The following is an 18,950-nucleotide window of genomic DNA, read 5'->3' as shown; positions in this document are numbered from 1 at the left end:
ACGAGGGTACGGGGTCCCGCGTCCGCCGCGACGCCCGGGGCGCCCCGTACGCCCTGTATCGGTCATCTCCGTACGCGTGTGTCACTCCCCCGAGCGGTCGCCCACCGGCGCGTGTTCGACCGCCGTGTGGACGTCGATCTCGCGCCAGAAGCCCGCCCGGATCGCGTACCGGTCGTGTTCGTCGATCTGGTCGTCCTTGTGCGCGAGCAGGCCGAACCGGGCCGCGTACCGCAGCAGCTCGCCGTCGACGCGGTGCGGGATGCGCGGGTACATCGTCGAGAGCTTCTGCAGGTTGTGCTGCTCGGGCAGGCGCGCCATCCAGCGGCGCGCGAACACCTGTCCCACCTCGAAGGGGTCGCCGCCGACGGTGGTGATGTCCTCCTCGCGGTCGGCCCAGCGCTGCTCGGCCGTGGTCAGCTGGGCCAGCGTCGGCAGCGCCGCGGCCTCCGCGCTCTCGGCGGCGCCGCCGGGCCGCTCGACCCAGCCCTTGTCGGAGGACCAGCGCAGCGTCGCGTTGGTGGGGTGCTGCGCGGCGGCCGGGGCGCCGGGGCCGCGCAGGGCGGCCAGGTCCTTGGGGGTGGGGACGCCCTTGCCCGCGGGGATGTGGTGGGGGGCGCCGCTGTCGCCGTTGGCCGTGGTCTCCGTGTGCTGTACGCCGGCGGCCTCCTCGGCGGCCCGCTGGGCGCCGGCGGCGAGCGCGGACTCAGGAAGGGGCGCGGAGAGGATCGCGGCGATCTCCGGGCGCGGCGCGGGCGATGGCGCGCAGACGCCGGTGAGCTCCTTGGCGCGTACGGCCTTGGTGATCCAGGCCCGGTCGAGGACGCGGCGCTCGTCGGCCTCGGCCACCAGGTCCTCGGACTGGTTGTAGTCGCCGTCGGCGGCCTGCACGGCCCACAGGTGGACGGCGACGCCGTGCTCCTTGGCGGCCATCATGCCGGGCAGCAGGTCCCCGTCGCCGGTGACGAGCACGACGTCCGAGCAGGCGCGGTTGCGGGCCAGCTCCGTCAACTCGGCGTGCATGGCGGCGTCCACGCCCTTCTGGGCCCACCGCCCGTCGCTGCGGGTCAGCGCGCCGAGCCGGACCGTCACGCGCGGCATGACCCGCAGCCTGCGGTGCTCCGGCTGGGGCACGCGGTCGGGGGCGCCGTCGAACCAGTAGATACGCAGCAGGGGGCGCTCGGTGTCGGACTCGGCGCGCTCTCGGATGCCCTGGATCAGGGCGGCGTGATCGACGGTGATCCGGGACCGGGACGGCTCGCCCGCGAGGAGACTCGCGGCGGCACCCAGCAGATACCCGGCGTCCACCAGGACGATGCAGCGGTCCACGCGATCCACCCTCTTTCCCTGGAGATTCCCTGGAAGTCATGGCTCGGGAAGTAATGCTTCGGGTTTCCTTCGAGTCTGCCCGACCCTGCGGAGGTTAACGGCCGGAACTCGATCTTCGGCGTGGCGTGTCTCGACTTCGCCCCACGAGACAGCTTGTTACGCACGGTAATTCTCTGAAATGCGCGGTTTGCCGCCATATGTGAATCTGGTCCCGTCCTGGCCCCTAGATCCCCCTCAGGAGGAAGATCACAATGGCCAAGAAACAGCACCGCAAGACCGGTGTCTCGGACCGGGGTCGCGCTTCGGCCGCCGAGCAGGCGGGCGAGCAGGCGAAGACGTCCGCGGAGCAGGCCGAGTCGAGGATGAAGGACGCCGTGCAGTCGCAGGGCAGCCCCGCCGAGGTCGCCCGCAAGCACCAGCGCCGCTTCGGCCACAACTGACGTACAGGCAGGCACACATGAAGGGGCGCACCCGGGCTTCCGGGTGCGCCCCTTCATGTTCATGCGGTGGGCCGGGTGCTACCCCGCCAGGCAGGACGGGCCGAGCAGCACCTTCAGGTCACCGAAAAGGGCCGGATCGGGCTGCACCCGGTGCCGGTCGAGCCGCAGCACCGTCGTCTTCTGCGCCCCCTGGAGCTTGATCCGCACCTCGCTGTTGCCCCGGTGGTGGCTGAGGATCTCGCCGAGGCGGCTGACCATCGGCGGGGTCACCTTCACCGTCGGGATGGTGATCAGGACGGGCGCGTTGGTGCCCGCGTTCGACAGGTCGGGGACCTGGAGCTCCATCGCCACCAGGCGCGGTACGTCCTCGCGCTTGTCGAGGCGGCCCTTGACGAACACCACGGCGTCCTCGACGAGTTGGGTCGACACCAGCTGGTACGTCGCCGGGAAGAACATGCACTCGATGGAACCCGCGAGGTCCTCGACGGTGGCGATCGCCCAGGCGTTGCCCTGCTTGGTCATCTTGCGCTGGAGGCCGGAGATGATGCCGCCGATGGTGACGATCGAGCCGTCCGAGTAGTCACCGCCGGTGAGCTGTCCGATGCCCGCGTCGGCCTTGTCCGACAGGACGTGCTCCAGGCCGAAGAGCGGGTGGTCGGAGACGTACAGACCGAGCATCTCCCGCTCCTGGGCGAGCAGATACGTCTTCTCCCACTCGTCGGTGGAGAACTCCACGTCGAGCCCGAAGCCCGGCTCGTCACCGGAATCGTCGCCCCCTCCGAAGAGGTCGAACTGCCCTTCCGCTTCCTTGCGCTTGACCGCGACGACATTGTCGATCATCGGCTCGTACTGCGCGGTCAGGCCCTTGCGGGTGTGCCCCATGGTGTCGAAGGCGCCCGCCTTGATCAGCGACTCCGTGGTCCGCTTGTTGCAGGCGGTGGCCTCGACCTTGTCGAGGTAGTCGGGGAAGGAGGTGTACTTACCCTTCGCCTTGCGCGAGCGGATGATCGACTCGACCACGTTCGTGCCGACGTTGCGGACCGCCTCCAGGCCGAAGAGGATCACGTCGTCGCCCTGGGCGGCGAAGTTGTGCACCGACTCGTTCACGTTGGGCGGCAGCACCTTGATGCCCATGCGCCGGCACTCGTTCAGGTAGATGGCCGACTTGTCCTTGTCGTCCTTCACCGAGGTGAGCAGCGCGGCCATGTACTCGGCCGGGTAGTTCGCCTTGAGGTAGGCGGTCCAGTAGGTGACCAGGCCGTACGCCGATGAGTGAGCCTTGTTGAACGCGTATCCGGCGAACGGGACCAGGACGTCCCACAGGGCCTGGATCGCCGCGTCGGAGTAGCCGTTCTTCTTCGCGCCCTCCTGGAAGAGGACGAAGTTCTTCGCCAGTTCCTCGGGCTTCTTCTTGCCCATCACGCGGCGCAGGATGTCGGCCTCGCCGAGCGAGTAGCCGGCGACGATCTGCGCGGCCTTCTGCACCTGCTCCTGGTACACGATCAGGCCGTAGGTGAGGCCCAGCGTCTCCTTCAGGGGCTCTTCGAGCTCCGGGTGGATCGGCGTGATCTCCTGGCGGCCGTTCTTGCGCTCCGCGTAGTTCGTGTGCGAGTTCATGCCCATCGGGCCCGGCCGGTACAGGGCCGAGACGGCGGAAATGTCCTCGAAGTTGTCGGGCTGCATCTGGCGCAGCAGCGAACGCATCGGGCCGCCGTCGAACTGGAAGACGCCGAGCGTGTCACCCCGGCAGAGCAGTTCGAAGGTCTTCGGGTCGTCCAGTTCGAGGGCGAGCATCTCCAGGTCGATGCCCTTGCCGGCCCGCACCATCTTGACGGCGTCGTCCATGATGGTCAGGTTGCGCAGGCCCAGGAAGTCCATCTTCAGGAGGCCGAGCGACTCGCACTGGGGGTAGTCCCACTGCGTGATGGTCACGCCGTCGGTGTGCCGCACCCAGATCGGCGCGTGGTCCACGATCGGCTCGCTGGACATGATCACGCCGGCCGCGTGCACACCCATCTGCCGGACCAGGCCCTCCACACCCTTCGCGGTGTCGATGACCTTCTTCACGTCCGGCTCGTTCTCGTACATCCCCCGGATCTCACCCGCCTCGCTGTAGCGCGGGTGCTTCGTGTCCGTGATGCCGGAGAGGTCGATGCCCTTGCCCAGGACGTCGGCGGGCATCGCCTTGGTGAGGCGGTCGCCCATCGCGTACGGATATCCGAGCACGCGCGCGGAGTCCTTGATCGCGTTCTTCGCCTTGATCTTTCCGTACGTGCCGATCATGGCGACCTTGTCGGCGCCGTACTTCTCCGTCACGTACCTGATCACTTCGACGCGCCTGCGCTCGTCGAAGTCGATGTCGACATCGGGCATGGAGACGCGCTCGGGGTTGAGGAACCGCTCGAAGATCAGGCCGTGCGTGATCGGGTCGAGGTCGGTGATGCCCATCGCGTACGCGACGATCGAGCCGGCCGCGGAGCCTCGGCCCGGGCCCACCGCGATGCCGTTGTTCTTCGCCCACATGATGAAGTCGGCGACCACCAGGAAGTACCCCGGGAACCCCATCTGGATGATGATGTCCATCTCGTACTCCGCCTGCTTCTGGCGGTCTTCGGGGACACCGGCCGGGTAGCGGCGGTTCATGCCGACCCGGACCTCCTCCTGGAACCAGGTGACTTCGGTGAAGCCCTCCGGGATGTCGAACTTCGGCATCAGGTCGCGCTTCTCGAACATCCCGGTCGTGTCGATCTGCTCGGCGACCAGCAGGGTGTTGGCGCAGCCCTCCTGCCAGGCGTCCGAGGAGTCGATGGCGTACATCTCGTCCGTCGACTTCAGGTAGTAGCCCGTCCCGTCGAAGCGGAAGCGGTCCGGGTCCGAGAGGTTCTTGCCGGTCTGGATGCAGAGCAGGGCGTCGTGCGCGGTCGACTCGTGGGCGTAGGTGTAGTGCGAGTCGTTCGTGACCAGGGGCGGGATGCCCAGCTCCTTGCCGATCTTCAGGAGGTCGTCGCGGACCCGGCGCTCGATCTCGATGCCGTGGTCCATCAGCTCCAGGAAGTAGCGGTCCTTGCCGAAGATGTCCTGGTACTCGCCCGCCGCCTTGCGGGCCTCCTCGTACTGGCCGAGGCGCAGGCGGGTCTGGAGCTCTCCGGAGGGGCAGCCGGTGGAGGCGATCAGGCCCTCCGACCACTGGGAGATGGTCTCCTTGTCCATGCGCGGCCACTTCTGCAGCCAGCCTTCGGCGTACGCGTCCGAGGAGAGCCGGAAGAGGTTGTGCAGGCCGGTCTTGTTCGCCGCCCAGATCGTCTTGTGGGTGTAACCACCCGAACCGGACACGTCGTCACGCTTCTGGTGCGGCTGCCCCCACTTGATCTTCCGCTTGTTGCGCCGCGACTCCGGCGCCACATATGCCTCGATGCCGATGATCGGCGTCACGCCGGCCTTCTGCGCGGAGTGGAAGAAGTCGTATGCCCCGTGAAGGTTGCCGTGGTCGGACATGGCGATGTGCGACATGCCCATCTCTTTACACGCGTTGAACATGTCCTTCAGCCGCGCGGCACCGTCCAGGAGCGAGTACTGGGTGTGGACGTGGAGGTGCGTAAAGGGCGGCTTGGTCACGGCGGGAGGCCTCCGGAGAACGGTGGGTGACAGGCTGCGGGCAGTCTGGGGGGACAGCGTGGAAGTCTAATCCGCGGCACTGACAAGCGGCGGGCACTCGGGGGTACCGTCGAGCGTTGGACAGGACGGAACACCTGTCCCAAATGTCATGCACCACCTGGCACCACCTGTTACCTGGAGGCACCCCGCGATGTCGGTCCCGCAGCCCACCGCTGAGCAGCGCGGCGAGCAGATCCTCGCCGTCTTCGACACCGCGTTCGGTGAGCTGCTCGCCGCGGACCCCGCCGCGTTCCGGGTGAAGTTCCGGAAGATGGCCGCCTCCGCCTTCGCGTTCTACCGCGGCACGGCCTGCCTGTTCTACGCGGACCTGGAGCGCGAGCAGCACGGCGGGCCCTTCCTGGACGACCGCACGGGCCGGGTGTGGATCCACGGCGACCTGCACGCGGAGAACTTCGGCACGTACATGGACGCCCAGGGCCGCCTGATCTTCAACGTGAACGACTTCGACGAGGCGTACGTCGGGCCCTTCACCTGGGACCTGAAGCGCTTCGCCGCCTCCGTGGCGCTGATCGGCTACACGAAGGCGCTGAGCGACGAGCAGATCACCGACCTGGTGCGGATCTACGCCGCGGCCTACCGCGAGCGGATCCACGACCTGGCGACGGGCGCCAAGAGCGACGAGGTGCCGCCCTTCACCCTGGACACCGCCCAGGGCCCGCTCCTGGACGCGCTGCGCGACGCGCGTTCGCTGACCCGCTTCGGGCTCCTGGAGTCGATGACGGAGATCCGCGACTTCGAGCGCCGCTTCGCCTCCGGCGGCGGCTCCATCGAGCTGGACGCGGCCACCCGTTACAAGGTCCTCGCCGCCTTCGACGGCTATCTGGAGACGCTGCCGGAGTCCTCGCTCGCCCGCCCCGACTCCTACCGCGTGAAGGACGTCGTCGGCCGCCGCGGCATCGGCATCGGCTCGGCGGGTCTGCCCTCGTACAACATCCTTCTGGAGGGCAACAGCGACGCGCTGGAGAACGACGTCGTGATCTACCTCAAGCAGGCCCAGACCCCGGCCGTCTCGCGGCACATCACGGACGCCGCGATCCGCGACTACTTCCAGCACGAGGGCCACCGCACGGTCATCTCGCAGCGCGCGCTGCAGGCGCACGCCGACCCGTGGCTGGGCTGGACCGAGCTGGACGGCTCGGGTCAGCTGGTGGCCGAGGTCTCCCCGTACGCCGTGGACCTGGACTGGTCGGACATCGACGACCTGGACGAGATCGCCGCGGTCGTCGCCGACCTGGGCCGCGCCACGGCCACGATGCACGCGGCGGCGGACGACGAGAGCGGCCACTCCGACCTGGTGCCGTTCTCCACGGAGCGCGCGATCGACGCCGCCATCGCGGCCGACGAGGACGGCTTCGGGGATCTGCTCGTGGACTTCGCGCACGAGTACGGCGCTCGCGCCCGCCGCGACCACCAGATCTTCGTCGACCTGTTCCGCAACGGCCGGATCCCCGGCCTGTAGGCCGACGGGCGGCGTGCCCCCGTGCAACTCATAGGCACCCTTTAGGGCTGTCCTACAGAAGCACATGGCACACTCGCTTGCGCGATGGACATATCCGGGACCCACCTCAGAGTCGTGCGCGCGGCGCTCTTCACGGCGCTCGTCGTGATGCTCTCCGCCGCGTCGCACGTTCTGCTGTCCCGCGCCCCGCTGCCCCTTGCCACGGTCGCCGCGATCGCCACGGGTGTCTTCGTCATCGCGTACGCGCTCGCGGGGCGTGAGCGCGGCTATCTCCGCATCGCCGCGCTGCTGATCCCGCTGGAGCTGGCCGCCGACACGGTGTTCACCACCGGACAGCACGTCTGTTACGGCCAGGCGGGCGGCCCCGTCGCGGGACCGCTGCGCTCGGTCGGCTTCGACGTGCTGTGCGGCGGCAGCGTCGGCACCCCCCTGGCCCGGATGGCCGGCGGCGATGGGCACCGCGCCGCCGTCCTGCTCACCGACACCGATCCGCGCACCGCCTGGCTGCTCCTCGCCGCGCACATCGGCGTCGGCCTGCTCGCGGCCGCCTGGCTGCGGCGCGGCGAGCGCGCCCTGGCCCAGCTCCTTCGCGCGGTGACCGCAGCCACCTTCCGGCCGCTGCTGATCGCGGTCGCCGCGGTGAGCATCGGGCCGCGGCCCGTACGCCGCCTGCCGCGCCCGGCCCGCCGGGTCACGGTCGCGCGTACGCGGCCGCTCGTGCACTTCGTGGGACGGCGTGGACCGCCGTGCTCGGCCGCCTTCGCCTGAGCACGACCGTCCCCACGTACGTAACCCCCTACGGAGAACATCATCATGAGCAAGCGCAACAGCCAGGCGGCCAAGTCGGCGGCCCGCGAGCGGATCCGCGCCCAGCAGGAAGCCGAGCGCAAGCGCGAGCAGCGCAAGCGGCAGACGATCGTCGGCATCTCCGTCATCGCCGTCCTGGCGATCGCGGGCGGCGTCGGCTACGCCGTCATGCAGGCCAACAAGCCCAGCCACTGGGACGCCGCCAAGGACGAGAAGCTGGTCAAGCCCGCGAACTCCTCGGGCACGGACGGCACGACGGTCGTCATCGGCAAGGACAGCGCCAAGAAGACCCTCAAGGTCTACGAGGACCCGCGCTGCCCGATCTGCGCCAGCTTCGAGCAGACCGTCGGCCCGACCGTCGAGAAGGACGTCGAGGACGGCAAGTACAAGGTCCAGTTCATCGGCGCCTCGTTCCTCGACCGCAACCTCACCGGTGAGGGCTCCAAGAACGCGCTCAGCGCGCTCGGCGCCGCCCTGAACGTGAGCGACCAGGCGTTCGTCGACTACAAGAAGGCGCTGTTCTCCAAGGAGAACCACCCCGCGGAGACCTCCGACAAGTTCAAGGACGACTCCTACCTCCTCAAGATCGCCAACGAGGTCCCCGAGCTCAAGAAGAGCGCGTCCTTCAAGAAGGACGTCAAGGACGGCACGTACGACCGCTGGGCCATCGAGATGTCGAAGAAGTTCGACGACAACAAGGACAAGGTCGACGGAACGCCCTCCTTCGTCATGGACGGCAAGAAGCTGACCGGCGCCGACCAGAAGAACGCGCCCTCGACGGTCGAGGAGTACAAGACGGCCATCGACGCGGCACTCAAGGGCTGACCAACGGCTCATCAACAGCTGACCAAGGGCTGAACCAGCGCAAAAGTCGCACGCTGAGCGGCTGTTGGCGGAAGAGCGGGCGAACTTTTACAGGTCGCCCGCTTTTCGCGATTACTGATCAGTAAGGTGATCGCCCGTGACCAGTCGAAACGGCGCCCAGACGCCATTCAACTCCTCAGCCCCGCGCCGCCGTACGGTCGTCAAGGCCGCTGCCGCCAGCGCGGTCCTCGCGGCCCCGCTCGCCACAGCTCCCTCCGCGCACGCCTCCGAAGGGCCCGCGTTCCACCACGGGGTGGCCTCCGGCGATCCGCTGCCCGACGGTGTGCTGCTGTGGACCCGTGTGACGCCGGTCCCGGGGGCCACACCAGGGTCCGGCAAGGGGCCTGACACCGAGGTGAGTTGGGAGATAGCCGAGGACAAAGGCTTCACCCGGACAGTCAGCCGCGGGAGATCCACCGCGCGGGCCGCCTCCGACCACACGGTCAAAGCGGACGTAAGGGGCTTGCGCCCGGCCACCGCCTATTACTTCCGCTTCTCCGCGGGCGACACGCACTCCCCCGTGGGCCGCACCCGCACCGCCCCCGCGCACGACGCGGCCGCCCCCGGCGTCCGGTTCGGCGTGGTCTCCTGCGCCAACTGGGAGGCCGGCTACTTCTCCGCGTACCGCCATCTCGCGGCCCGCACCGAACTCGACGCGGTCCTGCACCTCGGCGACTACCTCTACGAGTACCCGACCGGCGAGTACCCGGCCGCCAAGTACGTCGTACGACAGCACGAGCCGCGGCACGAGATCATCACGCTCGCCGACTACCGCACCCGGCACGGCGTCCACAAGACCGACGCCGACGCGCAGGCGATGCACGCGACGCACCCCGTGATCGCGATCTGGGACGACCACGAGTTCGCCGACAACACCTGGTCGGGCGGCGCGGTGAACCACTCCCCCGAGACCGAGGGCGACTGGGCGCAGCGCGTGGCGGCCGCCAAGCAGGCGTACTTCGAGTGGATGCCCGTACGCCCTTCTACTGAAGGCACCGTCTACCGCCGTCTGCGCTTCGGCAAGCTGGCCGATCTGCACCTGCTCGACCTGCGCTCGTTCCGCTCCGAGCAGGCGGGCTTCGGCAGCGGCGACGTCGACGACCCGGACCGTACGCTCACGGGCCGCGCCCAGCTCGACTGGCTGAAGGCGGGCCTGGCCTCCTCGGACGCCGCCTGGAAGCTGGTCGGCACGTCGGTGATGATCTCGCCGGTCGCCTTCGGGTCCGTGCCGGCCCATCTGCTCGGCCCCCTCGCGGAGTTGCTCGGCCTGCCCAAGGAAGGCCTCGCCATCAACGCCGACCAGTGGGACGGCTACACGGACGACCGCAAGGAACTCATCGCGCACCTGGTCGACAAGGCCGTGCGCAACACGGTCTTCCTCACCGGCGACATCCACATGGCCTGGGCGAACGACGTGCCGGTCAGGGCCGCCACGTACCCCGGATCGCCGTCCGCGGCCACGGAGTTCGTGGTCACGTCCGTGACCTCCGACAACGTGGACGACATGCTGCACGTCGCCCCGCACACCCTCTCGCTGGTCGCGGTGGGCGCGATCAAGGCGGCCAACCGCCATGTGAAGTGGCTGGACATGGATTCGCACGGCTACGGCGTCCTGGACGTGACGGCCGAGCGCTCGCAGATGGACTACTACGTCCTGTCCGACCGCACGGACCCCAAGGCGACGTCGAAGTGGGCCCGTTCGTACCGCACGCTCAGCGGCACCCAGAAGGTCGAGCGGGCCGACGCCCCGGTGCGCTGACCTCAGACGACCCGCTCACGGGATGGCGCTGCCGCCCTTTACTCTTGCGGCATGAGTGGCCAGGGGGACGTGATCGACGGGCGCTTCGAGCTGCTGGAGCGGCTCGGCAGCGGAGGCATGGGCACGGTGTGGCGGGCGCGCGACACCGTGCTGCACCGAGAGGTGGCCATCAAGGAGGTGCGGCCCGCGGGGCCCGAGCTGACGGCCGAGCAGTCGCGCGTCCTGCGGGAGCGGGTGCTGCGCGAGGCCCGCGCGCTGGCCCGGCTCAATCACCCCCATGTGGTGACGATCCACCAGATCCTCGACACTCCCGCGTCCCCGCACCCGTGGCTGGTGATGGAGCTGTTGCCGGGGCGCACCCTCCAGGACCTCCTGGAGGAGGGCACGCTGACGCCGCGCGAAGCGGCACGCATCGGCCGTGAGCTGCTGTCGGCCCTGCGGGTCGCGCACGCCGCGGGCATCCTGCACCGGGACATCAAACCGGCCAACGTCCTGCTGCGGGAGCGATCGCCGCAGGACGCGGGAGGCACACCCTCGGTGGTCCTGACCGACTTCGGCATCGCCTCGCTGAGCGGCTCCACGCAACTCACCGCCACGGGCGACCTGATCGGCTCCCCGGAGTACATCGCGCCCGAGCGGATCCGCGGCACCGGCGAGGGTCCGGCAGGCGACCTGTGGTCACTCGGCCTGGTCCTGTACGTGGCCGTGGAGGGCGTCAGTCCGCTGCGCCGCGGCACATCGCTGGCCACGCTCGCCGCCGTGCTCGACTCCCCGGTGCCGCCGCCGGTCCGCTCCGGACCGCTCGCTCCGGTCCTGGGCGCCCTCCTGGTGCGGGACCCGGCACTGCGCCCGGACGCGGACCGGCTCGACGCGATGCTCGCCGCGGTGGCGGACGGGACCACGTGGCAGCCGACGGCGATTTCGCAGCGGCCCGCCACCGCCGTGGGAGCGCCCTCCACCCCTGTGGGACCAATCTCCACCCCCGTGGGAGCGCCCGACGCCACGATGGGACAGCCCGCCGCCACAGTGGACCCGCCGCCCGCCGAGCCTCGCAGACGTACGCCCGTGATCGTCGCGGCGGTTGCCGTGGCCTTCGCCCTGGTGGCCGGCGCCGCGCTGGTGCTCGCGCTGCGGGGCGGTGCCGGTACGGGCGGGGATGAGGACAAGGCCGGCAAGCGCCCAGGCCCGACCACGCCGCCGGCGTCCCCCGACGCCCCGCCCGCCTCGGGCACCTGGATCGCCCAGCTCTTCTCCGAGCCGGTCGGCTCGGGCGAGGCCGCCCGCGACCGCAGGCTCGCGGCGGTGCGCAAGGACGTGCCGGAGGCCGCGTATGTGCGCAGCGACGACTACGCATCGCTGCGGCCCGGCTTCTGGGTGATCTACGCTCCCGGGCCCTTCGCGGACGGCCGTGCCGCCCTGCGGTTCTGTGCCGAGCGCGGCAAGACCAGCGGCGACACCTGCGTCGGGCGGTATCTCAGCTCCAGCGGCGGTGACTACGGCCTGCAGTGCAAGCCGCCGGTGAGCGCCCCGGTGGGGCGCTGCACGCGCGCGTGAACCCTCAGAGGGTCTCCAGGAAGCCCAGCGCCGTCCGCCAGGTCGACTCCGCCGCCTCGGCGTCGTAGTCGTCCAGGTCGGGGTCGGTGTACAGATGCCCGGCGCCCGCGTAGCGGTAGACCTCCACGTCGGCCCCGGCCCGCCCCATCTGCAGGTACCACGCGCTCAGCCAGTCGTCCGTCTCGAACGGATCGGGCTCGGCGACGTGCAGCTGCACCGGCAGCTCGTCCACCGTGGCGCTCTCCGCGATGTCGGAGGTGCCGTGCAGGAGCAGCAGACCGCGCGCCTTGTCGTCACCGAGCGCGAGCGTCTGCGCGGTGGCGGCGCCGAAGGAGAACCCGGCGTAGACGAGACCCCGCTCGGAGTAGGGCGCCGCGGCCAGGATGGCCCGCTTCAGGAGCTCGTCCTTGCCGAGCTCCTCCTTGAAGGCCATGCCTTCCTCGACGGTGTCGAAGGTGCGCCCCTCGAAGAGATCGGGGGTCCACACCTGGTGCCCCGCCGCGCGCAGCCGGTCGGCCGCCGCGTGCACCGCGGGCCGCAGCCCGTACGTCGAATGGAAAAGCACGATGTTCATGGGGCCATCGTGCCACCTACCCTCTGAGGCATGGAGAACGTACTGCGTCCGTTGATCGTGGTCGGCGGCTCGGTCGTGCTCACGCTGGCCGTCGGGTGGCTCGCCGACGTGCTGCTGCGCAGGGCCGACGCCCGGCACCCCGAAGCCCCCGTGTGGGGCCTCCTGCGCCGCTGCCGGCTGCCGCTCCAAGTCGTCCTCTGCGTCGCCCTGCTGCGCGGCTTCTACGACCAGGCGCAGATCGCCGAGGACCACTCGGCGGGCATCGGCAGAACGCTCACCCTGGTGCTCATCGGGTCCATGGCGTGGCTCCTTGTCCGCATCGCGGCGGCCGTCGTCGAATCCTCGTACGCGCGCTACGCCGCCGCCCACCGCGACCCGGCCCGGGTGCGCAGGGTGCGGACGCAGGTCACGCTCATCCAGCGGGTGGTCACCGCGATCGTCGCGGTGGTGGCCGTCGGCGCGATGCTCCTGACGTTTCCCGCGATGCAGGCGGCCGGCACATCGCTGCTCGCGTCGGCGGGCGTGCTCGGCATCGTCGCGGGCGTCGCCGCGCAGTCCACGCTCGGCAATCTCTTCGCCGGCCTGCAGATCGCCTTCGGCGACATGGTGCGGCTCGGGGACACCGTGGTGGTCGACGGGGAGTGGGGCACGATCGACGAGATCACGCTGACCTTCCTGACCGTGCGGACCTGGGACGAACGCCGGATCACGATGCCGGTGTCGTACTTCACGTCGAAGCCCTTCGAGAATTGGTCGCGCGGCGGCGCCCAGATGACCGGCACGGTCTTCTTCCAGCTCGACCACACCGCGCCCGTGCAGGAGATGCGCGAGCAGCTCCGGGACATCCTGCGCGAGTGCGGCGCCTGGGACGGCAGGGACTGGGGCCTCGCGGTCACGGACACGACGCCGAACACGATCCAGGTGCGCGCCCTGGTCACCGCCAAGGACGCGGACGACATCTGGACGGTGCGGGTCACGGTGCGCGAGCAGCTGATCCGCTGGCTGGCCGAGCAGCATCCCTACGCGCTACCGCGGGTCAACACGGCCTGGGCCGAACTGCCGCCGGACGGCGAACGTCCGCACCCGGCCCCGCCGATCGTCCCGCGCACGGGCCGGGGCTGACACCCAGTCGGTCTCAGGGCCGCAGACTGCGTACGTCGAGATGGTGCAGGACGCGGTCGACGATCTCGGGGTCGGCGCCGGGCTCGCTGCGCGCCGCGAGCACCTCGTGGCGGGCGGCGGACATCATCTCGCGCTGGATGCGCTGGACCGCCTTGAGCCGGTCGACGCGCTTGGCGTACCGCTCCCGCCGCTCGTCGTCGACGATGTCGGGGCTGATTCTGGCGCCGATGTCGAACGCCCCGCGCTGCAGCCGCTCCTGGACGTCCTCCGGCAGCTCCTCGACCTCCTCGATCTCCTTGAGCCTGCGCTTGGCCGCCTTGGCGGCACGGACGGCGAGCTCCCGCTCGATGGCCCGCTCGACGTCGGTGTCCGCGCGCACGCCGAGCTTCTTCACCAGCCAGGGCAGGGTGAGCCCCTGGACCACGAGGGTCGCCATGATGACGCAGAACGCGATGAAGATGATCTCGTCGCGGGCCGGGAAGGGATCCCCGCCGTCCGTCTTCAGGGGGATGGCGAGCGCCAGCGCGACCGATGCGACCCCGCGCATCCCCGACCACCACATGACGACGGTCTCGCGCCAGGTCGTGGGAATGTCCTCGTCGTAGTCCCTGCGCTTGTGCAGCTTCTTGGCGAGCCACGTCGCGGGCAGCAGCCACATCAGTCGTACGCCGACGACGACGGCCACGACCGCCGCGCCCCAGCCGAGCATCTGCAGCTCGCGGCCTTCCGACGTACCGAAGACGTTGTGCAGTTCGAGCCCGATGAGCCCGAAGGCGACCCCGGTGACCAGGGTGTCGACGATCTGCCAGAACGTCTGCCCGGTGATCCTTCCTTGTACGTCGTCGGCGTCCGCGGCGTTCTCCGCGAGGTAGAGCGCGGTGGTCAGCACCGCGAGGACGCCGGAGCCGAGCAGCTCCTCGGCCAGCACATAGCTGACGAAGGGCACGAGCAGCGTGAGGCCGGTCTGCAGCGTGGCTTCGCCGAGGAGACCCATCAGCTTGTTGGTGAGCCAGCCGAGCGCGAGCCCCACGGCGACGGCGACCACTCCGGAGAGCACCAACTGCCCCACCGCCGACGGCCAGGAGAATGTCCCGCTGACCGCCGCCGCGATCGCCACGTGGTACAGCACGATCGCCGTGACGTCGTTGAAGAGCCCCTCCCCCTCCAGGATCGACACGAGCCGCCGGGGCAGCCCGAGCGACCCGGCGACGGCGGTCGCGGCGACCGGGTCGGGCGGCGCGACGAGCGCCCCGAGCGCGACGGCCGCGGCGATCGGAAGCCCGGGAACGACCGAGCTCGCGACCGCCGCCACCGCCGCGGTCGTCACGAAGACGAGCGCCACGGCGAGCAGAAAGATGGGGCGCCGGTTGGCCGTGAACTGCCGCCAGGAAGTGCGCTGGACGGACGCGTAGAGCAGAGGCGGCAGCACCAGCGGAAGGATGAAGTCCGGCGGGATCTCGACGTTCGGCACCCAGCTCACGAAGGCCAGGACGATTCCGGCGAGGGTCATCAGAACGGGCGCGGGCAGCCCGAGCCGCTCCCCCAGCGGCACGGTCACCACGGCGCCGAGCAACAGAACGAGCAGCAGCGCCAGTTGGTCCACGGTGCGCCCTCCGGCGGTTCGCGTGTCGGTCGATCAAGACCTCAACCCTGCCACGCATTCCACCCGAACCGGACAGGACGGGCCGCGCCGGAGGGCGACGACGATCCGTCGCGGCGCCCGGCTCTCGCTAGGCCAGCGCCTTCCGCATCGCCCGGTGCGGGATCCCCGCGTCGGGGAACTCCGGGCCGTAGACGGCATATCCGAGCCGTTCGTAGAACCCCAGCGCATGCGTCTGCGCGTGCAGGTCGACGGCGGCCAGGCCACGCGCGCGTGCCGCGTCCTCGATCGCCCGCACCAGGGCCGCCCCGACACCGAGGCCCCGCGCGGCCTTGGTCACCGCGAGCCGGCCGAGCGCGCCCACCTGGGCATCGCCGCCGTTCTTCGCCGCGGCGGCCGCGCCGGTCAGCAGCCGGCCGGTGCCCAGCGGCAGCCCGTCCGCGCGGATGGCGATGACATGCGCCGCCCCGGCGTCGTACGCGTCGTACTCGAGATCTTCGGGGACCTGCTGCTCGACGACGAAGACTTCCTTGCGGACCGCGAAACAGGCCTCCAGGTCACCGGGCTCCACGGCGACCCGGCAGACGAAAGCGGCCCCGGCGCTCAAGAGCTCTCCGCCCGCACCCGGTCGAGCGCCTGCTGGAGGTCGTCGGGGTACTGGCTCTCGAACTCGACCCACTGGCCGTTCCCGGGGTGCTCGAAACCGAGTCGCACCGCGTGCAGCCACTGGCGGGTCAGTCCGAGCCGCTTGGCGATCGTGGGGTCCGCGCCGTACGTCAGGTCGCCCACGCACGGGTGCCGATGGGCCGCCATGTGGACGCGGATCTGGTGCGTACGCCCCGTCTCCAGCTTGATGTCGAGCAGCGAGGCCGCGCGGAACGCCTCGATGAGGTCGTAGTGCGTCACAGAGGGCTTGCCCTCCGCCGTGACCGCCCACTTGTAGTCGTGGTTCGGGTGCCGGCCGATGGGGGCGTCGATGGTGCCGCTCATCGGGTCGGGGTGGCCCTGCACCAGCGCGTTGTAGCGCTTGTCGACCGTGCGCTCCTTGAACTGGCGCTTCAGGGAGGTGTACGCCCGCTCGGACTTGGCGACGGCCATCAGGCCGGACGTGCCGACGTCCAGGCGGTGCACGATGCCCTGGCGCTCGGCGGCACCGGAGGTGGAGATGCGGTAGCCCGCTGCCGCGAGGCCGCCGATCACGGTCGTCCCCGTCCAGCCCGGGCTCGGGTGCGCGGCCACGCCGACCGGCTTGACGATCACCACGATGTCGTCGTCGTCATGGATGATCTCCATGCCCTCGACGGGCTCGGCGACGATCTGCACCGGGGCGGGCGCCTGCGGCATCTCGACCTCCAGCCAGGCGCCGCCGTGCACACGCTCGGACTTGCCGACCACGCTGCCGTCGACCATCACCTTGCCTGCCGCCGCAAGGTCGGCGGCCTTCGTGCGGGAGAACCCGAACATGCGCGAGATGGCGGCGTCGACGCGCTCGCCTTCCAGGCCGTCCGGTACGGGCAGGGTGCGGATCTCGGGAATCGTGCTCACCCATTGAGTATGCAGGAGCCCACCGACACTCCCGCACCAAAGCCTCCCGCGGGAGGCCTCCGGGGGATCAGTCCTTGTGGACGGTCCCGTCCGGGTCCAGGCCGCGGAAGGACAGGATCACGATCAGGATGCCACCGCACACGATCGCCGAGTCCGCGAGGTTGAACACCGCGAAGCCCTTCGGGGCGATGAAGTCGACCACGGCCCCCTCGAAGACGCCGGGGGAACGGAAGATCCGGTCGGTGAGGTTGCCGAGGGCCCCGCCGAGCAGCATGCCGAGCGCGATCGCCCACGGCAGGCTGTAGAGCTTGCGGGCCAGGCGGGCGATCACGACGATGACGGCCGCCGCGATGCAGGTGAAGATCACGGTGAAGGCCTCACCGAACCCGAAGGCGGCGCCCGCGTTGCGGATGGCCTCGAACCGGAGCCAGTCACCCACGACCTCGATCGGCTCGTGGTGCTCGAGCTTCGCGACGACGATCATCTTGCTGACGAGGTCCAGGGCGTACGCGAACACGGCCACCGCGAACAGCACGAGAATCCGGCGCTTGCCCTTGGGCTTCTGCTCGTCCGCCGGGGCCTGCTCGTCCGACGAAGCCTGCTCGTCGGGCGAAGCCTGCTCGTCCTGCTCGCCCCGCGCGTCCTGACGCGCGGCGTCGGAGCCCGAGTCGGACTGCTCCGGCTCGGCCCCAGCCGCCTCAGGGATATCCGGCGTACCGATGATGCGCTCCGCCTCTGCCACGTGAGTCCCTCAACCTAGGTACCTGACTGGGGACGAGGGTACGGCACACACGTACGGCCCCACGTGGCCAGGCCGGGGTCAGTAGCGCCGTTCCTGCTTCTGCTTGCACTCGACGCACAGCGTCGCCCGCGGGAAGGCCTGCATGCGCGCCTTGCCGATGGGATTGCCGCAGTTCTCGCAGACGCCGTACGTCCCGGCGTCCAGCCGCTCCAGGGCGCGCTCGGTCTGGACGAGCATCTCGCGCGCGTTGGCGGCCAGCGACATCTCATGTTCCCGGGTGATGTTCTTGGTGCCGGTGTCCGCGTCGTCGTCGCCCGCGCCGTCCCCGGAGTCCCGCATCAGGCCCGCCAGGGCGTCCTCGGAGGACGTGATCTCGGCTCCGAGCCGCAGCGCCTCGCTCTGCAGCTCCGCGCGGGCCTCCTCGACCTCCTCCGGGGTCCAGGGATCCTCGCCGGGCCGGACCGCGAGCTCACCGGGCTCCGCGGCGGCGACACGCGCCTTGGGCACCGCGGTCGGCTTCTTCGCTGCCGTCGCCGTGCCCGGAGTCTTCTTCGCAACCACTGTCGTGGCTCCCGTCGTCTCCGCGGCCTGAGCCGCACCATCGGCCGCGGTCGCGGCCGTCTTCTTGGCCGTGCTCTTCTTGGCAGCCGTCTTCTTGGCCGGTGAGGCCGCTTCCGCCGCTGGCGCCTTCTTGGCGGCCGTCTTCTTGGCCGCCACCTTCTTGGCGGCAGCCTTCTTGGGGGCCGCCTTCTTAGCGGCCGTCTTCTTGGCGGTGGCCTTCTTCGCGGTCGTCTTCTTGGCCGCCACCTTCGCCACCTTCTCCGCCTTCTCGGGCTCCACCCCGTTCGCTCCCTGCGCGGCCGCGCCCGTGGATCTGCCCGACGCCGAATGCTGTACGGCGGTCTTCTTCGCCACCATGGCCGCGGCCCCTTCACATATTGTGATCTTGCTCGCGAATCGTGCTGGGACGATAAATCGACTCAACGCCCGCGGCAACGGGGCACGCCGCCCGATTCGCCCGCCCCGCGGGTCCCGCGCGGCAGGCATGCAAGCGTTGTGCCCAGCTCCCCGCCCGGTAATCCGCCAGGCACCGGCGGTCAGGATCCGGACGCTCCGCATGTCGCCATTCGGGTCAGTGCACCAGGTCTGACCCGCACCTGCCGCCCACCCCCGCAGGACCAGCTCCCAGACCCGCCCAGGACGGCCGTACAGGCATAAAATTGGATACGAGCTAGGAAGGTGTCCCATGCGCAAAATCACCGACTGCCGCGAACTCCCGAGCGAGACCCACTGCACCCTCGCCATCTCCGGCGAAGAGGAAGAGGTGGTCCGCGCCGCCAGCGAGCACGCCGTCTCCGTCCACGGGCACACGGACGGCCCCGAGCTGCGGAAGATGATCCGCGACTCCCTCAAGGACGAAGTCCCCCAGCACGCCTGAGCGGGCCCGTCGCCGACCGCCCCGCAGCCCACCCGAAAACCGGTC

The 18,950-nt window shown here is 70.1% G+C and carries 16 protein-coding genes; 8 read left to right on the top strand and 8 right to left on the bottom strand.

The features are described from left to right. Window positions 1–81: 81 nt before the first annotated feature. Complete coding sequence (locus OG453_RS14405; protein ID WP_266868014.1) at window positions 82–1,326, bottom strand: NYN domain-containing protein; 1,245 nt, start codon at window positions 1,324–1,326, stop codon at window positions 82–84. Between the two features lie 251 nt (window positions 1,327–1,577). On the opposite strand from OG453_RS14405, the gene OG453_RS14400 reads away from it, so the two are divergent. Continuing rightward, entirely contained in the window at window positions 1,578–1,766 is a 189-nt protein-coding gene (locus OG453_RS14400) for a hypothetical protein (RefSeq protein WP_266868012.1), read from the top strand. A 78-nt stretch (window positions 1,767–1,844) separates the two neighbouring features. Here OG453_RS14400 and dnaE read toward each other — a convergent pair whose 3' ends face one another. After that, a complete protein-coding gene (gene dnaE, locus OG453_RS14395) occupies window positions 1,845–5,381 on the bottom strand; it encodes a DNA polymerase III subunit alpha (protein WP_266868010.1) in 3,537 nt (1,178 codons plus the stop codon). Between the two features lie 190 nt (window positions 5,382–5,571). Here dnaE and OG453_RS14390 point away from each other — a divergent pair, with 190 nt between their 5' ends. The 5 genes from OG453_RS14390 to OG453_RS14370 all read left to right on the top strand — a co-directional run bounded on the left by OG453_RS14390 (window position 5,572) and on the right by OG453_RS14370 (window position 11,884). Beyond that, window positions 5,572–6,900: a DUF2252 domain-containing protein gene (locus tag OG453_RS14390; RefSeq protein WP_266868008.1), complete on the top strand. Its 1,329-nt coding sequence runs from the start codon at window positions 5,572–5,574 to the stop codon at window positions 6,898–6,900. Window positions 6,901–6,984: 84 nt separating this feature from the next. Further along, entirely contained in the window at window positions 6,985–7,668 is a 684-nt protein-coding gene (locus OG453_RS14385) for a hypothetical protein (RefSeq protein ID WP_266868006.1), read from the top strand. Window positions 7,669–7,713: 45 nt separating this feature from the next. Further along, window positions 7,714–8,532 (top strand): thioredoxin domain-containing protein, encoded by an 819-nt coding sequence (locus OG453_RS14380; RefSeq protein WP_266868005.1) that lies wholly within the window; start codon window positions 7,714–7,716, stop codon window positions 8,530–8,532. A gap of 136 nt (window positions 8,533–8,668) precedes the next feature. Then, on the top strand, window positions 8,669–10,330 hold the full coding sequence (locus tag OG453_RS14375; protein ID WP_266868003.1) for an alkaline phosphatase: 1,662 nt from the start codon (window positions 8,669–8,671) through the stop codon (window positions 10,328–10,330). 51 nt (window positions 10,331–10,381) lie between these two features. Continuing rightward, a complete protein-coding gene (locus tag OG453_RS14370; RefSeq protein WP_266868002.1) occupies window positions 10,382–11,884 on the top strand; it encodes a serine/threonine-protein kinase in 1,503 nt (500 codons plus the stop codon). A 4-nt stretch (window positions 11,885–11,888) separates the two neighbouring features. Here the strand turns inward: OG453_RS14370 and OG453_RS14365 are convergent, their stop codons facing one another. Then, window positions 11,889–12,458: a dienelactone hydrolase family protein gene (locus OG453_RS14365; protein WP_266868000.1), complete on the bottom strand. Its 570-nt coding sequence runs from the start codon at window positions 12,456–12,458 to the stop codon at window positions 11,889–11,891. A gap of 30 nt (window positions 12,459–12,488) precedes the next feature. On the opposite strand from OG453_RS14365, the gene OG453_RS14360 reads away from it, so the two are divergent. After that, window positions 12,489–13,580: a mechanosensitive ion channel family protein gene (locus OG453_RS14360; RefSeq protein WP_266867998.1), complete on the top strand. Its 1,092-nt coding sequence runs from the start codon at window positions 12,489–12,491 to the stop codon at window positions 13,578–13,580. A 13-nt stretch (window positions 13,581–13,593) separates the two neighbouring features. On the opposite strand, the gene OG453_RS14355 is transcribed toward OG453_RS14360, so the two are convergent. The 5 genes from OG453_RS14355 to OG453_RS14335 all read right to left on the bottom strand — a co-directional run bounded on the left by OG453_RS14355 (window position 13,594) and on the right by OG453_RS14335 (window position 18,385). Next, complete coding sequence (locus OG453_RS14355; protein WP_266867996.1) at window positions 13,594–15,183, bottom strand: Na+/H+ antiporter; 1,590 nt, start codon at window positions 15,181–15,183, stop codon at window positions 13,594–13,596. A 127-nt stretch (window positions 15,184–15,310) separates the two neighbouring features. Further along, window positions 15,311–15,787 (bottom strand): GNAT family N-acetyltransferase, encoded by a 477-nt coding sequence (locus OG453_RS14350; protein ID WP_266867994.1) that lies wholly within the window; start codon window positions 15,785–15,787, stop codon window positions 15,311–15,313. Next, window positions 15,784–16,725 carry an RluA family pseudouridine synthase gene (locus tag OG453_RS14345; RefSeq protein WP_266867992.1) on the bottom strand — a complete coding sequence of 314 codons (942 nt, stop codon included), beginning with the start codon at window positions 16,723–16,725 and terminating at the stop codon, window positions 15,784–15,786. Before OG453_RS14345 ends, OG453_RS14350 begins: the two co-directional genes overlap by 4 nt. Window positions 16,726–16,792: 67 nt before the next feature. Beyond that, entirely contained in the window at window positions 16,793–17,467 is a 675-nt protein-coding gene (gene lspA / locus OG453_RS14340; RefSeq protein WP_266867990.1) for a signal peptidase II, read from the bottom strand. A gap of 78 nt (window positions 17,468–17,545) precedes the next feature. Beyond that, window positions 17,546–18,385, bottom strand: coding sequence for a TraR/DksA C4-type zinc finger protein (locus OG453_RS14335; protein ID WP_266867988.1), 840 nt, complete (start codon window positions 18,383–18,385; stop codon window positions 17,546–17,548). Window positions 18,386–18,713: 328 nt separating this feature from the next. Between OG453_RS14335 and OG453_RS14330 the strand changes: the two genes are divergently transcribed. Then, window positions 18,714–18,905 carry a DUF1059 domain-containing protein gene (locus OG453_RS14330; protein WP_266867986.1) on the top strand — a complete coding sequence of 64 codons (192 nt, stop codon included), beginning with the start codon at window positions 18,714–18,716 and terminating at the stop codon, window positions 18,903–18,905. The last annotated feature ends 45 nt before the right edge of the window (window positions 18,906–18,950 follow it).

The organism is Streptomyces sp. NBC_01381, from assembly GCF_026340305.1.
Classification (GTDB): Bacteria; Actinomycetota; Actinomycetes; order Streptomycetales; family Streptomycetaceae; genus Streptomyces.
Note: the sequence above shows the minus strand (reverse complement) of the source record. Positions and strands in the feature narration are given on the sequence as shown.

Coding starts and splice junctions, on each gene's coding strand:
- OG453_RS14370 (WP_266868002.1), top strand. CDS start 10,382: ATGAGTGGCCAGGGGGACGTGATCGACGGGCGCTTCGAGCTGCTGGAG.
- OG453_RS14380 (WP_266868005.1), top strand. CDS start 7,714: ATGAGCAAGCGCAACAGCCAGGCGGCCAAGTCGGCGGCCCGCGAGCGG.
- OG453_RS14335 (WP_266867988.1), bottom strand. CDS start 18,385: ATGGTGGCGAAGAAGACCGCCGTACAGCATTCGGCGTCGGGCAGATCC.
- OG453_RS14365 (WP_266868000.1), bottom strand. CDS start 12,458: ATGAACATCGTGCTTTTCCATTCGACGTACGGGCTGCGGCCCGCGGTG.
- OG453_RS14330 (WP_266867986.1), top strand. CDS start 18,714: ATGCGCAAAATCACCGACTGCCGCGAACTCCCGAGCGAGACCCACTGC.
- OG453_RS14385 (WP_266868006.1), top strand. CDS start 6,985: ATGGACATATCCGGGACCCACCTCAGAGTCGTGCGCGCGGCGCTCTTC.
- OG453_RS14360 (WP_266867998.1), top strand. CDS start 12,489: ATGGAGAACGTACTGCGTCCGTTGATCGTGGTCGGCGGCTCGGTCGTG.
- OG453_RS14390 (WP_266868008.1), top strand. CDS start 5,572: ATGTCGGTCCCGCAGCCCACCGCTGAGCAGCGCGGCGAGCAGATCCTC.
- OG453_RS14400 (WP_266868012.1), top strand. CDS start 1,578: ATGGCCAAGAAACAGCACCGCAAGACCGGTGTCTCGGACCGGGGTCGC.